At 70.7% G+C, this 14,370-nt stretch carries 10 protein-coding genes; 1 reads left to right on the forward strand and 9 read right to left on the reverse strand.

Features of this window, described 5'->3' with window-relative positions:
- Positions 1-392 precede the first annotated feature (392 nt).
- From ggt to ABE487_RS12530, 8 genes are all read right to left on the reverse strand, one after another.
- Positions 393-2,093, reverse strand: a complete 1,701-nt coding sequence (gene ggt, locus ABE487_RS12495; RefSeq protein WP_346451272.1) for a gamma-glutamyltransferase — start codon at positions 2,091-2,093, stop codon at positions 393-395.
- Positions 2,094-2,160: 67 nt separating this feature from the next.
- Positions 2,161-2,829, reverse strand: a complete 669-nt coding sequence (locus tag ABE487_RS12500; RefSeq protein ID WP_346451270.1) for an epoxyqueuosine reductase QueH — start codon at positions 2,827-2,829, stop codon at positions 2,161-2,163.
- An 85-nt stretch (positions 2,830-2,914) separates the two neighbouring features.
- On the reverse strand, positions 2,915-6,223 hold the full coding sequence (locus ABE487_RS12505; RefSeq protein ID WP_346451268.1) for a S41 family peptidase: 3,309 nt from the start codon (positions 6,221-6,223) through the stop codon (positions 2,915-2,917).
- Between the two features lie 335 nt (positions 6,224-6,558).
- On the reverse strand, positions 6,559-7,458 hold the full coding sequence (gene mmsB, locus ABE487_RS12510) for a 3-hydroxyisobutyrate dehydrogenase (protein WP_346451349.1): 900 nt from the start codon (positions 7,456-7,458) through the stop codon (positions 6,559-6,561).
- A 43-nt stretch (positions 7,459-7,501) separates the two neighbouring features.
- Positions 7,502-8,662, reverse strand: coding sequence for an enoyl-CoA hydratase/isomerase family protein (locus ABE487_RS12515; RefSeq protein ID WP_346451266.1), 1,161 nt, complete (start codon positions 8,660-8,662; stop codon positions 7,502-7,504).
- The gene (locus ABE487_RS12520; protein ID WP_346444428.1) at positions 8,659-9,468 is read right to left on the reverse strand and encodes an enoyl-CoA hydratase; all 810 of its coding nucleotides are present in this window, start codon (positions 9,466-9,468) and stop codon (positions 8,659-8,661) included. The genes ABE487_RS12515 and ABE487_RS12520 overlap by 4 nt, the downstream gene beginning before the upstream one ends.
- The gene (locus tag ABE487_RS12525) at positions 9,465-10,643 is read right to left on the reverse strand and encodes an acyl-CoA dehydrogenase family protein (RefSeq protein WP_346451264.1); all 1,179 of its coding nucleotides are present in this window, start codon (positions 10,641-10,643) and stop codon (positions 9,465-9,467) included. The genes ABE487_RS12520 and ABE487_RS12525 overlap by 4 nt, the downstream gene beginning before the upstream one ends.
- A 2-nt stretch (positions 10,644-10,645) precedes the next feature.
- Entirely contained in the window at positions 10,646-12,154 is a 1,509-nt protein-coding gene (locus tag ABE487_RS12530) for a CoA-acylating methylmalonate-semialdehyde dehydrogenase (protein ID WP_346451263.1), read from the reverse strand.
- Positions 12,155-12,275: 121 nt separating this feature from the next.
- Between ABE487_RS12530 and ABE487_RS12535 the strand changes: the two genes are divergently transcribed.
- Positions 12,276-13,631 (forward strand): short-chain fatty acyl-CoA regulator family protein, encoded by a 1,356-nt coding sequence (locus ABE487_RS12535; protein ID WP_346448208.1) that lies wholly within the window; start codon positions 12,276-12,278, stop codon positions 13,629-13,631.
- Positions 13,632-13,640: 9 nt separating this feature from the next.
- On the opposite strand, the gene ABE487_RS12540 is transcribed toward ABE487_RS12535, so the two are convergent.
- On the reverse strand, positions 13,641-14,354 hold the full coding sequence (locus ABE487_RS12540) for a transposase (protein WP_346451262.1): 714 nt from the start codon (positions 14,352-14,354) through the stop codon (positions 13,641-13,643).
- Positions 14,355-14,370 lie beyond the last annotated feature (16 nt).

Here is a 14,370-nt window from a genome sequence, read left to right on the forward strand (position 1 = left end):
GATGCCCCCACCCGGCGCCTGCGGCGCCGACCTCCCCCGCAAGCGGGGGAGGTGTCGCGATCGCCGGCGCTGCGGCGCGGCCCTCTCTTCCGCGTGCAGGACGGTGCCACGATCTTCGGCATTGCAGCGCCGTGCTCCCTCCCCCGCGTGCGGGGGAGGGTTGGGGTGGGGGCGATCGGCCACGAGGAAACGTCGTTTGGATGTCGGGACATGCCCCGCCCCCCACGCGCCGCGCTGCGCGCGTCGACTTCGCCCCGCAGGCGGGGGAGGTGGCGCGATCTTCGGTCCTTCGGCACCGCAGCGCTGCGCTCCCTCCCCCGGGGGCGCGCGCGACATTTGTGTATCGAACACTGCCGCGAGCGGGGGAGGTGACTTGGGGCGTCGACCTTCGCTCAGTAGCCGGCGGCCTGACCGTCCTTGCGCGATTCGCTGGCGCCGATCCAGCCGCCGTGCGGGTTCTTCATGATCGCCTGGTAGCCGCCGTAGGGGCCGTGCGAGAAGCGCACCGAATGGCCCTTCATCATCAGCGCGCGCACGGTTTCGTACGAAAAGCCGCTTTCCAGGTCGAGTTCGCCGCCGTCGGTCATCGCAGTGTTCTGCCCGGTCGGTTCGGTCGAGCCATCGTGCTGGATCCGCGGCGCATCGCCGGCCTCCTGCAGGTTCATGCCGAAGTCGATCATGTTGATCAGGATCTGCACATGGCCCTGCGGCTGCATCGCACCGCCCATCACGCCGAAGCTCAGCCACGGCTCGCCGTCGCGGGTCGCGAACGCGGGGATGATCGTGTGGAACGGCCGCTTGCCCGGCGCGTAACCGTTGGGATGGTCGGCCTTAAGCACGAACTGCTCGCCGCGATCCTGCAGGATGAAGCCCAGGCCCGGCGGCGCCATGCCGCTGCCCATGCCGCGATAGTTGGACTGGATCAGCGAGACCATCATGCCGTCGGCATCGGCGGTGGTCAGGTAGATCGTGTCGCCCTCGTCGAGCTGGCGCGGCGTGCCGGGCTGCACCTCGCGCAGCGCGCGGTCCATCGAGATCAGCTGCCCGCGCTCACGCGCGTAGTCCTTGGAGATCAGCCGTGCGACCGGCGCCGGATGGAACGCCGGATCGGCATACCAGCGGGCGCGATCGGCGAACGCGAGTTTCTTGGCCTCGGTGAACAGGTGCACGTGTTCCGGACTGCCGAAGCCGTAGGACGCGAGGTCGTAGGGTTCGAGCAGGTTGAGGATCTGCAGCGCCGCAATGCCCTGCCCGCTGGGCGGCAGCTCCCAGACATCGACGCCCCGGTAGTTGGTCGACACCGGCTCGACCCAGTTGCCGGTGTGCGCGGCGAGGTCCTCGTACGACAGGAAGCCGTCGTTGGCGGCGAAGTAGTCGCTGATCGTGCGCGCGATCTGCCCCTTGTAGAACGCGTCGCGACCGCCGTCGGCGATCGCCTGCAAGGTATTGGCGAGATTGGGGTTGCGCCAGGTCTCGCCCTTGCGCGGCGCACGGCCATCGATCGTGAACTGCTCGGTGAAGCCGGGCCACTGCGACAGTCGCGGCACCGACCGGTCCCAGTAATAGGCGATGACCTCGTGCACCGGATGGCCCTCGCGCGCGTAGCGGATTGCCGGTGCGAGGTTGTCGGCCATCGCGCGCCGGCCGAAGCGGCCATGCAGCGCGAACCAGCCGTCGACCGCGCCGGGCACGGTGACCGGCAACGGACCGTGCGAGGGGATATCGGTGAGGCCACGACGCGCGAACTCGGTCAGAGTCAGCGACTGCGGCGAGCGCCCGGACCCGTCATAGCCATACAGGCGCTGCGTCTTCGGGTCCCAGACGATCGCGAACAGGTCGCCACCGATGCCGTTGCCGGTCGGCTCCATCAACCCCAGCGCAGCGTTGGCCGCGATCGCGGCATCGACCGCCGAGCCGCCCGCACGCATGGTGTCGAGCGCGATCTGGGTCGCCAGCGGGTGCGAGGTCGCGGCCATCGCATGCGGCGCGAGGACTTCGCTGCGGGTCGCAAACGTCCGCCCGGTGATGCGGTCGGCGGCGGCGGCGGGCAGCGCGATGGCCAGAGCGGCGCAGGCGGCCAGGACGAGGCGCATGGCGGGTCTCCTTCGGGTGATCGGCGACAGTAGCGCATTGCCGGCCCGTCGCGCCGCGCGGCGCGTCTCAATCCTCGGCATCGCCGTAGAACTGGATGCCGATGCGGATGCGCTCGCGGCCCTGCGCCCGACGATGGCGGTTGGTGTCGCGCAACGAGTACACGCAACCGCAGTACTCCTGCTGGTAGAACCGCTCGCGCTTGCTGATGTCGATCATCCGCGACGATCCGCCCCCCTTGCGCCAGTTGTAGTCCCAGTACCTCAGGCCGTCGTAGGGCGCGGCGGCACGATGGCCGCAGTCGTTGATCTGCGCCATGTTCTTCCAGCGCGAAATGCCCAGCGAACTGGTGATCAGGGGAAAGCCGTGCTCGTGGGCATACAGCGCGGTGCGCTCGAAGCGCATGTCGAAGCACATCGTGCAGCGGATGCCGCGCTCGGGTTCATTCTCCATGCCCTTGGCGCGGGCGAACCAGTTGTCGGTGTCGTAGTCGGCGTCGACGAACGGCACGTCGTGCTTCTGCGCGAAGCGGATGTTCTCCTCCTTGCGCAGCAGGTATTCCTTCACCGGATGGATATTGGGGTTGTAGAAGAACACGGTGTAGTCGATGCCCGCCTCGACGAAGGCCTCCATCAGCTCACCCGAGCACGGCGCGCAGCACGAGTGCAGCAGCAGGCGGTCGTGTGCGGGGTCGAACCCGTCGGGAAGCGGAAGCGGCTGGCGTTGGGGTGCAGGCATGACGGTGCGGGCGGAAGGCGCTGGAGGGCCATGGTAGCGCCCTCCCGCCGCGTCATCCCGGCAACGCCGGGATGACGTGTTGCCGCTACGGTCCCGACGGCGCGGCGTCGATGGCGGCGGGTTCGCCGTCGTCGAAGCGGCCACGGATCGGGAACGGCTGCGGCTGCGGCCGCGGCACCGGGGCCGCCTCGAGCCGGCGCAGCAGTTCGCTGATGCCACGGTCGAGCTGCGCATCCTCACCGCGCCACGCCGCGTGCGGCAGGTTGTCGACCGCGATGTCCGGATCGACCCCGCGGCCTTCGATCAACCAGCGTCCGTCGCGGTCGAACTGCGCATTCTGCGCCGCGCGCATCACCCCGCGATCGACCAGGCGATTGCTGTCGCTCAGCCACACGCCGGCACCGGCCGTGCGCTGGCCGATCACCGGGCCCAGGCCCAGCGCCTGCACGCCGGCAGAGAAGGTCTCGCCGTCGGAATAGGTCAGCGCATCGGCCAGTACCACCAGGTGGCCGCGGAAGCTCTGCTGCATGTTCCAGTACGGCGCCGAGCCCGGCGGCGCCCAGAACGCCCAGGCGCGACGCAGCAACGTGCCCAGGACCCAGCTGTCGATGTTGCCGCCGCGGTTGCGACGCACGTCGATGACCAGGCCTTCGCGGTCGACGTTGGCGTAGAACTCGCGCGCAAAGGCGGCGATGTCGTTGGCGCCCATCGCGTACAGGTGCAGGTAGCCGATGCGGCCGTCGGTCGCCTGCTCGACGTGCTCCCGGCGCGACTGCACCCAGTCGTCGTAGCGCAGCTGCGCATCGCGCTCCATCGTCACCGGCACGGCAACGGTGCTGCGTGCGGCCCCGTCGCGGCGGTAGTCGAGCCGCACCTGCTGTCCGGCCTGGTGTTCCAGGCGCAGCGCGACGTCGGCCGGCGTGCGCACCGGTTGGCCATTGATCGCGGTGATCACGTCACCGGCGCGCAGCGCGGTGCCGGGCCGGGCCAGCGGCGCGCGCGCATCGGGCAGCTCGGGATCGCTGCGATAGACATGGCGCAGGCGCACGCCGTCGGCATGGGCCTCGTACACACCGCCGAGCGAAGCCGGCACCGGACGCTCGGGGTCCTGGCGGTACTCGCCCCCGCGCACCTGCGAATGCAGCACGCCCAGTTCGGCCACCATCTGCCGCAGCAGGTCGTCGAGTTCGGTGCGCTCGCCCACGCGCGGCAGCAATGGGCGGTACTTGTTGCCGATCGCCACCCAATCCTGGCCGCGCAGGCCGGGGTCGAACAGGTAGTCGCGTTGCATGCGCCAGGCATCGTCGAACATCTGCGTCCACTCGCGCGTCGGTTCGACCGCCAGGCGCCAGTCGCCGGTCCGGACCTGGTACGGCTCGAGGTCGTCGGGCAGCTTGTCGGCGACCGGGACGAGGTACATCGCCCCCGGCCCATCGCGTTCGGCCGTGCGGTAGAACAGGGTCTTGCCGTCGGCCGACAGGCCGAACTCGGCGACATGCTCGGCAAAGGTCTCGATGCGCGCCCGCTCGGCGCGATAGGCGATGCTGCGCAGCGCCGGCATGGCCTCGGCCTGCGAAGGCTGGTCGAGCACGAACAGGTGTTTCTGGCCGGCAGCCAGCGCGCGATAGTTGCCGGCCTCCACCGGCACCTCGTACAGCCGCGACGCCAGCCCGGCGGTGACGATCCGCGGCAGCGCGCCTGCCGCGGCCTCCTTCGCATCCTCGGCCTTCTCGGCCTCGCGCTCGGGGGTGTCGGCATCGATCGCCGGATCGACGGCGCGCAATTCGGTCGGCGGCTGGAACGCAAAGCGGTTGTCCGGCTGCAGCGCCAGCGCATAGAGGCGGGTGCGCCTGTCGAACATCGGCCCCATGTTGCGGTCGCCCCAGGGCGCCCCCGGGGTCGCGCGGAACTCGCGCTCGGACAGGAAGTACAGCCAGCGGCCGTCGGCGGTGAACGCGGGCGAATGGCTGTTGTAGCGGTCGCTGGTCAGCACATGGCGCTGCCCGTCGGCGACGGTGTAGAGCACGATCTGCTCACGCTGATAGCTCGTGTCCGGTCGCACCACGGCCAGCGCGCGACTGTCGGGCGCCCAGACGACGCCTTCGTAGGCGCGCACCGGGCTCTGGTCGATCCGGCGGTTCTGCCCGCTGCGCAGGTCCAGCAACCACAGCGCGCCGCTGAAATCGCTGTGCGCCAGCCAACGGCCATCGGGCGAGGGCGCCAGGTCGAAGCGCTGGGTGCGGCCGTCGCGCGTCAGGGCCTCGCCAGGGCCGCTGCCGTCGGCGGGAAAGCGCCAGATCTCATGCTCGCCGGTGGCATCGCCGATCGCGTAGAGCCAGCGCCCATCGGGACTGAGAACCGCATTGCGCGCCCGGCTGCCTTCCGGCAGCGCCGGCTCGATCCGGCGAAGCGCGCCGGTGCCGGCGAGCGCCACGCGCCCGCGTGCGGTCAGCGCGACCCGGCTGCCGTCTGCGGACACGCGCGCACTGTCGAGGAAGGCCAGCGGCCGGTCCAGCCAGCGCGTGCGCCGCGATGCGGTGTCGGTCGCCAGTGTCAGGGCGAGCACACGATCGTCGCCGCTGGCGATGTCGTAGCGGGCGATGTCGGCGCCGCGCTGGTAGACGATGCGGCCGTCGCGCAACTGCGCCCCGCGCACCTCGAAGTCGCGATGCGCGGTGAGCTGCTGCGGATCGCCGCCGTCGGCATCGAAGGACCACAGATTGGGCACGCCGTCGGCATCGCTGGTCACGTACACACGGCCCTGCCACCACATCGGCCGCGACAGCGTGCCGACGTGGTCGGCGGCCAGGCGCACGGCCTCGCGGGCGCCGGGGTCGAAGCGCCACAGCTGGCCGCGAGCGCCACCGCGGTACTCGCGCGCGTTGTCCTGGGTCACGGCCAGGCCGAAACGGATGAAGTACAGCCGCCCCTGATCGTCGTACGTCGCCTCGCGCGCATCGGCCAGCGGCAATTCGCGCCGGGCCAGCGTATCGGGATGCACCGCATGCAGCGTCCACGACCAGGTCGGCCCCACCCGCTGGTCGGTCGCATAGAGCACCTCGCCCTGCGGGGTCCAGCCCTGCACCAGCACGCGCCCGCCTTCGAAGCTCAGACGCTTGGGCACGCCACCGGCCAGCGGCATCACATAGGCCTCGGTGGCGCCGTCGTAGTCGGCCGCATAGGCCAACCGGGTGCCGTCGGCGGAGATCGAGGGCTGGGTCTCGTTGGCCGGATGGCTGGTCAGGCGCCGGGCCTGGCCACCGTCGACGCCCGCCAGCCACAGGTCGCCTTCGGAGGCGAACACCAGCTGCGCGCCATGAAGCGCGGGATCGCGGTAATAGCCGGTCACCGCCGATGCAGGTCCGCACAGCAGCAAGCCGAGCAACGGCAACAAACACGAAAACCGCAGGCGCAGGGCCCGCGCGCGAAGCGACGGTGATGGCATTCGATCGTCCCCAGACAGACGCGTCGCCACCCGGGCGACCCAGCCCCCGAGCATAAGCAGCGGGCGAACGTCGCACAGGCGCCGGAAGTCATGCGCGAGCCTGCGCCCATGTGCCCGCTGTCGCATTCTCAGGCAGGCATGCGGGGATCGCCGCGCCTCCGCCAGCTCGCCAGACATGGCGCGCCCGACGCCGGCCGATCGCGTGTGCGTGCCCACGCCACGCGGCGCCACGTGCGGCGCGCCTACGCCATCATCCGCCCGGCGATGCCGGGCGGGTGTCCAGATCAGCGTCGCTGCAGCAGCGTCACCACGCTGGAAAAATCCAGCCCGCCGTTGCCGGCCTGGCTGTTCATCGCGTACAGGTTGCGCGCCAGCTCGCCCAGCGGCACCGCCGCGCCCGTGCCCATCGCGGCCTCCGCGGCCAGCCCCAGGTCCTTGAGCATCAGATCGTTGCCAAAACCGCCGGTGTAGCCGCGCGATGCCGGCGCATTCTCGAGCACGCCGGGCCACGGATTGCAGACCTCGGTCGCCCAGCTGCGGCTGGTGCTGACCGCCATCATCTGCGACAGCACCTTGGGATCGAGGCCGTGCGCGGCGCCGAGGGCGATCGCCTCGCCGGTCGCGGCCATGATCACGCCCAGTGCCATGTTGTTGCACAGCTTGGCGACCTGGCCGGCGCCGGCCTCGCCCATGTAGAAGATGTTCTTGCCCATCGCCTCGAGCACCGGCCGGGCGCGCTCGAGCGCATCCGCGCTGCCGCCGACGATGAAGGTCAGCGTGCCGGCCTGGGCGCCCGCGGTGCCGCCGGAGACCGGGGCGTCGATCATCTGCAGGCCACGCGCCTTCGCCGCAGCGGCGACCTTCTGTGCCGAAGCGGGCGCGATCGTGCTGCAGTCGATCACCAGCGCGCCGTCGGGCAGCGTCGCCATCAGGCCGTCGTCGCCCAGGTACAGGCCTTCGACGTGGCGGCTGGCCGGCAACATCGAGATCACCACCTCCGCATCGTTGACCGCATCGGCCGCGCTGGCAGCGGCGCTCGCGCCGGCCTGCACGACCGGGGCGAGCGCGTCTGCATTGAGGTCGAAGGCGCGCACGGCGTGGCCGGCCTTGGCGAGGTTGGCGGCCATCGGCCCGCCCATGTTGCCCAGTCCGATGAAGGCGATGCGAGTCATGTGGTTCTCCAGGTGACGATGCGGATGGGGCGTGCGGTCCTCGACGGCCGACAGGTCATGCGGCGCGCGGCGAGGCCAGGTCGGCGAGTGGATGCACACCACCCGGCCAGTCGGGTTCGACGAGGAACGTCTGCGCCCAGGCCGGTGTCGTGGCAGCCAGCGTGGCCGGCTCCCAGTGCGGGGTGCGGTCCTTGTCGATCAGCAGCGCGCGAATGCCTTCGGCGAAATCACCATGCGCAGCGCAGTGCAGCGCGGCGACGTACTCCATGCGGAAGACGTCGGCCAGCGACAGGTCGGCCGCGCGGCGCTGCAGCTCGAACCCCAGCCGCGCCGATCCCGGCGAACCGGTGGCGAGCGTCTTCTGCGCCGCGCCGAGCCAGGCGTCTTCGCCGGCATCGAGTGCGGCGATCGCCTCGACGATGTCCTCCAGCCGCGCGTGCGCACAGATCGCGGCCACCGTCTGCGCATGCCGCTGCAGCGGGCCGGACTCGGCCGACACGGCGAAGCGCCGCAGCAGCGTGTCCAGGCGCGCGTGGTTGTCGCGGTCCTCGCGCGCCCAGGTCTCGGCGGCGAGCGCGTCGAACACCGTCTCGCGATCGGCCTCCGCCAGTTGCACGTCGGCCAACTGCGCGTGGATCGCATCGCCCGGTCCCAGCAGCGCACCGGTCAGCGCAAGGAACAGGCCGGCGCGATCGGGCACGCGGGCGAGCAGCCAACTGCCGCCCACGTCCGGGAACAGACCGACGGTGATTTCCGGGAACGCCAGCTTCGAACGCTCGGTCACCACGCGGTGGCTGGCGCCGGCCATCAGCCCGATGCCGCCGCCCATGACGATGCCATGGCCCCAGCAGAGCACCGGCTTGGGGTAAGTGTGGATGCGGTGGTCGAGGCGGTACTCGACCTCGAAGAACTCGGCGGCGTAGGCGTTGTCGCGCACATCGGTGGCGCCCGCCGCGCGATACGCGGTCATGCTCTCGTACAGCGCATGCAGGTCGCCGCCGGCGCAGAATGCTTTTTCGCCCGCGCCCTGCAACACGACCAGCGCGATCGCCTCGTCCTGCGCCCAGGCCACCAGTTGCGCATCGAGCAGCCGCGCCATCTCCAGCGACAGGCCGTTGAGGGTCTTGGACCGGTTGAGCGTGGCGATGCCCACGCGACGGCCGCCAGCGGCGGCGCGCTCCTCGAACAGCACCGCGGCAGGATCGGCCGCACTCATGCGTTGGTCCACACGGGGCTGCGCTTTTCCAGGAACGCGGCGACGCCTTCCTTCTGGTCGGCGGTGTCGAACAGGTCGACGAACCGTTCGCGCTCGGCGATCAGCCCGGCGACCGCCGGCTGGCTGCGCGTGGTCTGGACCAGTCGCTTGCAGGCCGCGACACTGGTCGGCGACTGCTTGGCGGCCTTGGCCGCCCAGTCCAGCGCGCGCGCCTTCGCCTCACCGCGCTCCACGACCTCCTCGACCACGCCGATGCGCAGCGCGGTCGCCGCGTCGATGCGCTCGCCGAGCAGGATCATGCGCTTGGCCCAGCCCTCGCCGGCCAGGCGGGTGAGGTTCTGGGTGCCGCCCGCGCACGGCAGCAGACCCACGGTCGCCTCGGGCAGCGCCAGCTGCGCCTGCGCCTCGGCGATGCGCAGGTCGCAGGCCAGCGCGCATTCGAGCCCGCCGCCCATCGCATAGCCGTTGATCGCGGCGATCGACACACCGCGGAATGCGCTCAGCGCCTCGAAGGCCTCGCCGAAGCGGCGCGCGGCCTCGCGCGCGGCGGCCTTGTCGCCGGAGGCGAACTGCTTGAGGTCGGCGCCGGCCGAGAAGAACTTCTCGCCCTCGCCGGTGATCACCAGCGCATAGATGTCGCGATCGCCGTCGAGCGCGACGACCAGGTCGCGCAGCGCGGCCAGGCTGTGCACGGTCCAGGTGTTGGCCGGCGGATTGCGCAGCGTGACGATCGCGGTGTGGCCGTCGATCGCAAGCCCCAGCCCGGTCCAGTCGCGCGTGCGGTAGTCGTGGGCAGTGTGGCTCATCGCAGGTCCTCCTCGGTGTTGAGCAGATGGCGCGCGACGATCACGCGCATGATCTCGTTGGTGCCTTCCAGGATCTGGTGCACGCGGCTGTCGCGCAACAGCCGTTCGACCGGGTACTCGCGGATGTAGCCGTAGCCGCCGTGCAACTGCAGCGCATCGTTGCACACGGCAAAGCCGGCATCGGTCGCGAAGCGCTTGGCCATCGCGCACCACACCGTGGCATCGGCGCTGCCGGCATCGAGCTTGCGCGCGGCGGTGTGCACCATCTGCCGGGCGGCGACCAACTGCGTGGCCATGTCGGCGAGCTTGAACTGCAGCGCCTGGAACTCGCCGATCGCCTTGCCGAACTGCTTGCGCTCGCGCAGGTACCCGCGCGCGGCGTCGAGCGCACCCTGGGCGGCGCCCAGCGAGCAGGCCGCGATGTTGATGCGGCCGCCGTCCAGGCCCTTCATCGCGATCTTGAAGCCCTCGCCTTCCGCGCCGAGCAGATGGTCGGCCGGCACGCGCACGCCGGTGAAGCTGATCGTGCGGGTGGGCTGGCTGTTCCAGCCCATCTTCTCTTCCTTCTTGCCGTACGCGATACCCGGCAGGTCGGCCGGCACCGCGAACGCGCTGATCCCGCGCGCGCCCTCGCCACCGGTGCGGGCCATCACGATCAGCATGTCGGTGGCACCGGCGCCGGAGATGAAGGCCTTGCTGCCATCGATGACGTAGTCGTCGCCATCGCGCACCGCGCGGGTCTTGAGCGAGGCGGCATCGGAGCCCGCGCCGGGCTCGGTCAGGCAGTAGGAGCCGAGCTTGTCGCCGCTGGCCATCGCCGCGGCCCATTCGCCGCGCACCCGCGCCCCGGCCCAGGATGCGAGCATCCAGGTCGCCATGTTGTGGATGCTGATGTAGGCCGCGGTCGAGGGGTCGGCCGCCGAGAGCTCCTCGAAGATCAGCGCCGCATCCAGCCGCGACAGGCCGATGCCGCCCGCGTCCTCGGGCGTGTAGATGCCGCAGAAGCCGAGCGCACCGGCACCGGCGATCACCTCGCGCGGAAAGATGCCCTCCGCATCCCAGTGCGCGGCCTGCGGCGCGAGCTGCGCGGCGGCGAAATCGCGCGCGGCCTCGCGGAACGCAGCCTGCTCTTCGGTCAGGCCGAAATCGGCGCCGGCGGTGGTGGTGGCCGTCATCATCACTTCAGGCTGATCGTGGTGTTGACGCCGTGGCTCAGCGTCTCGTCGTCGAACCAGCGCGCGGTCACCGTCTTGGTCTGGGTGTAGAACGTCACCACCTGCTTGCCGTATGGACCGAGGTCGCCGAGCTTGGACGCGCGCGAGCCGGTGAACGAGAACAGCGGCACCGGCACCGGAATCGGCACGTTGATGCCGACCTGGCCGACATCGATCTCCTCCTGGAACTTGCGCGCGGCCGCACCGGACTGGGTGAACACCGCGACGCCGTTGCCGTTGGGATTGGCGTTGACGAGCGCGATCGCCTCGTCCAGCGACTCGGCCGCCAGGATCACCAGCACCGGCCCGAAGATCTCTTCGTCGTAGATGCGCATGCCGGGCTTGACCCCGGAGAAGATCGTCGGGCCGACGAAATTGCCCTTGGCGTAGTCGCCGCCTAACTGGGGATTGCGGCCATCGAGCTCCAGCGTCGCGCCCTCCTCGATCCCCGAAGCGATCAGCGCTTCGATCCGCTCGCGCGCCGCGCAGGAAATGACCGGACCGACATCGGTGCCGGCCTCGGTGCCGCCGCCGACCTTCAGCGTCTTGGCCTTGGCGACCAGATCGGGAATCCAGGCCTGCGCCTCGCCGACCAGCACCGCGGTACTGGCGGCCATGCAGCGCTGGCCGGCCGCGCCGAAGGCGGCGCCGGCCATCGCGTTGAGGGTCTGCTCCTTGTTCGCGTCGGGCAGCAGGATCGCGTGGTTCTTCGCGCCCATCATGCATTGCACGCGCTTGCCGGCGAGCGAGGCGCGGTTGTAGACGTGGGTGCCGACCTTGGTCGAGCCGACGAACGAGACCGCCTTGATGTCGACGTGGTCGCAGATCGCGTTGACCACGTCCGGGCCGCCATGCACGACGTTGAGCACGCCCTTGGGAATGCCGGCCTCGAGCGCGAGCTCGACCAGGCGCATCGTCACCAGCGGGTCCTGCTCGGAGGGCTTGAGCACGAAGGTGTTGCCGGTCGCGATCGCCATCGGGAACATCCACAGCGGGATCATCGCCGGGAAGTTGAACGGGGTGATGCCGGCGCACACGCCCAACGGCTGCAGCAACGTATAGGTGTCCACACCATTGGCGACGTTGTTGGCCAGTTCGCCCAGTTGCAGGTTGCCGATCGCCGCGGCGTGCTCGACCACCTCCAGGCCGCGGAACACATCGCCCTCGGCGTCGGGCAGGGTCTTGCCCTGCTCGCTGGTCAGGATCGCGGCCAGCTCGCTCATGTGCTCGCGGATCAGCTGCTGGTACTTGAGGAAGATCCGCGCACGCGTGCCGATCGGGGTCTTGCGCCAGGTCTTGAACGCCTTCTGCGCGGCGGCGACGGCCGCGTCGACCTCGGCCGCGGTCGCGAACGGCACCCGCGCCAGCACCGCCTGCGTGGCCGGATTGACCACATCGCGCCATTCGCGGGTCTGGGACTGGACGAACTCGCCGTCGATCAGCAGCGGGACGGAGTGCGGGGCATTCGACATGGGGCAGGCCTGCGGGCGGGACGGGATTCGCATTATTCGCAGGATCGCATCGCCCGGCGCCCGTTCACGGCCGCGTATCGTGCGAACATCGCGCACATTCCTGCGAAGGTTGCGAACCCCCATGTCCCGCCCCAAGCGCTTCGTCGGTGCCCGACTGCGCCGCCTGCGCCAGCAGCACGGCCTGGCCCAGGCCGCGCTGGCGCAGGCACTGGCCCTGTCGCCGAGCTATCTCAACCAGATCGAACGCGACCAACGCCCGCTGACCCCGGCAGTGCAGGCGCGGCTGGAGGCCCTGCTCGGCCCGCAGCCGGCCTTGTTCGACGGCGCCGGTCCGGCCGCCCTGGTCGGCGAACTGCGCGAGGCGCTGGCCGACCTGGGCGAGACCACCGCGACCCCGGACGAGCTCGAGACACTGGCCGGCGACCTGCCCGGCATCGCCCGCCTGCTGCTGGACCTGCACCGGCGCCAGCGCGCGATCCGCGAGCGCGCCGACGTGCTGGCCGCGCACCTGGGCGAGGTCGAACTCGCCGGGCCCGACGGCGACCCGGTGCGCGACTACTTCAACCGGCGCCGCAACCACGTCGCCGAGCTCGACGACATCGCCGAAGCGGCGTTCGGCGCGCACGGGCTGGTCGCCGGACAGGTCGCGCCACGCCTGCGCCAGCGGCTGCGCGAAGCCCACGGCATTGTCGTGGCGCTGGACGACCGGATGGACGACAAGCGCCGCTTCGATCCGGACACCCGCACCCTGTGGTTGCCCGATTGGCTGCAGCCCGGACAACAGGCGTTCCAGATGGCCGCCGAACTGGCGCTGCGCGAGCACGGCGCACTGATCGACACCCTGGTCGCCCAGGCCGGCTTCGCCGATCCCGAGCGCGCGGCGCAGGCCCGTATCGGCCTGTCGAACTACTACGCCGGGGCGCTGGTGATGCCCTACGGCGCGTTTCTCGATGCCGCCCAGGCCGAGCGCTACGACATCGACCGCCTCGCCCACCGCTTCGGCGTCGGCTTCGAAGCCGTCTGCCATCGTCTGAGCACCCTCGCACGACCCGGGCGTCCGGGCCTGCCCTTCTTCTTCGTGCGCGTCGACCGCGCCGGCAACGTCTCCAAGCGCCACTCAGCCACCGACTTCCACTTCTCGCACGTCGGCGGCGCCTGCCCGCTGTGGATCGTCTACGAGGCCTTCAACCAGCCCGGCCGCATCCTGACCCAGGTCGCCCGCATGCCCGACGGCCGCCGCCACTTCTGGCTGGCCCGCCAGGTCGAGAGCGGGCCGACCGGCCACGGCCGGCAGCGCAAGACGTTTGCCGTGAGCCTGGGCTGCGACCTGCGCCACGCCGACCGCCTGACCTACTCGCGCGGCCTCGACCTCGACGACCTCGCCACCGCCACCCCGATCGGACCGGGCTGCAAGGTCTGCGAACGCACCGACTGCGTCCAACGCGCCTTCCCGCCCCTGCGCCTGCCCGCCCTCTGAAAACCGGGGTCAGCGTGCATTTTCCGCCGCCCGGCCTGCACGCCCGCACGGCGGCCGCCCCCGCCTGACCGGCCCCGCCGGCCGCCCGAGTCGGGCCTCCAGTACCTGCCGCGCGTGCTCGGAGCCGTACAGGTGCTGCCGCTGCAGATGCGCGGCAATGGCTTCGGTCTCGTTCGAATCGACGGCCTCCGCGACCAGCGCGCGCCACGCCTGGTGACGCAGCGCCGGGCTCGACGACAAGCCCTGCCAGGCCGGATGCGGACTGAGCAGCGGATCGTCCACGGCGCCGATGTTGCCGCGATGACTGGACCACGGATATTCGGCTGCCTCGTCGACCATGCGCGCGCGCAGCGGATTGCGTTCGATGTAGCGCAGGCAACGCAGCAGGTACGCCTCGCCGATCACCGGGCAGGCCTTGTAGCGACCTTCCCACAGCGTGCCGGTGCGACCGTGACGCGCGTTGATCCAGCGCACGTAGCGCCGGCCGAGCGACTGCATCATGCGTGCGATCTGTCCCGCGGCGGCCGGCGTCGCCAGCAGATGCACGTGGTTGCTCATCAGCACGTAGGCGTGGATGGCGCAGCCGTGCTGTCGCGCGGTTTCACGCAGATCCTGCAGGTAGCCCAGGCGATCGGTGTCGTCGAAGAAGCACGACTGGCGGTCGTTGCCGCGCTGGACGATGTGCTGGGCCACATCGGGCAGGTCGATCCGGGGGCATCGCATGCTCGCATCCTTGCGG

The sequence above is a fragment of the Luteimonas sp. TWI596 genome, from assembly GCF_039674105.1.
GTDB lineage: Bacteria > Pseudomonadota > Gammaproteobacteria > Xanthomonadales > Xanthomonadaceae > Luteimonas.

What these genes read in the sequence shown, in the direction of transcription:
- ggt (WP_346451272.1), bottom strand. Translation starts at nt 2,093, where the DNA reads ATGCGCCTCGTCCTGGCCGCCTGCGCCGCTCTGGCCATCGCGCTGCCC.
- ABE487_RS12500 (WP_346451270.1), bottom strand. Translation starts at nt 2,829, where the DNA reads ATGCCTGCACCCCAACGCCAGCCGCTTCCGCTTCCCGACGGGTTCGAC.
- ABE487_RS12515 (WP_346451266.1), bottom strand. Translation starts at nt 8,662, where the DNA reads ATGAGTGCGGCCGATCCTGCCGCGGTGCTGTTCGAGGAGCGCGCCGCC.
- ABE487_RS12520 (WP_346444428.1), bottom strand. Translation starts at nt 9,468, where the DNA reads ATGAGCCACACTGCCCACGACTACCGCACGCGCGACTGGACCGGGCTG.
- ABE487_RS12525 (WP_346451264.1), bottom strand. Translation starts at nt 10,643, where the DNA reads ATGACGGCCACCACCACCGCCGGCGCCGATTTCGGCCTGACCGAAGAG.
- ABE487_RS12530 (WP_346451263.1), bottom strand. Translation starts at nt 12,154, where the DNA reads ATGTCGAATGCCCCGCACTCCGTCCCGCTGCTGATCGACGGCGAGTTC.
- ABE487_RS12535 (WP_346448208.1), top strand. Translation starts at nt 12,276, where the DNA reads ATGTCCCGCCCCAAGCGCTTCGTCGGTGCCCGACTGCGCCGCCTGCGC.
- ABE487_RS12540 (WP_346451262.1), bottom strand. Translation starts at nt 14,354, where the DNA reads ATGCGATGCCCCCGGATCGACCTGCCCGATGTGGCCCAGCACATCGTC.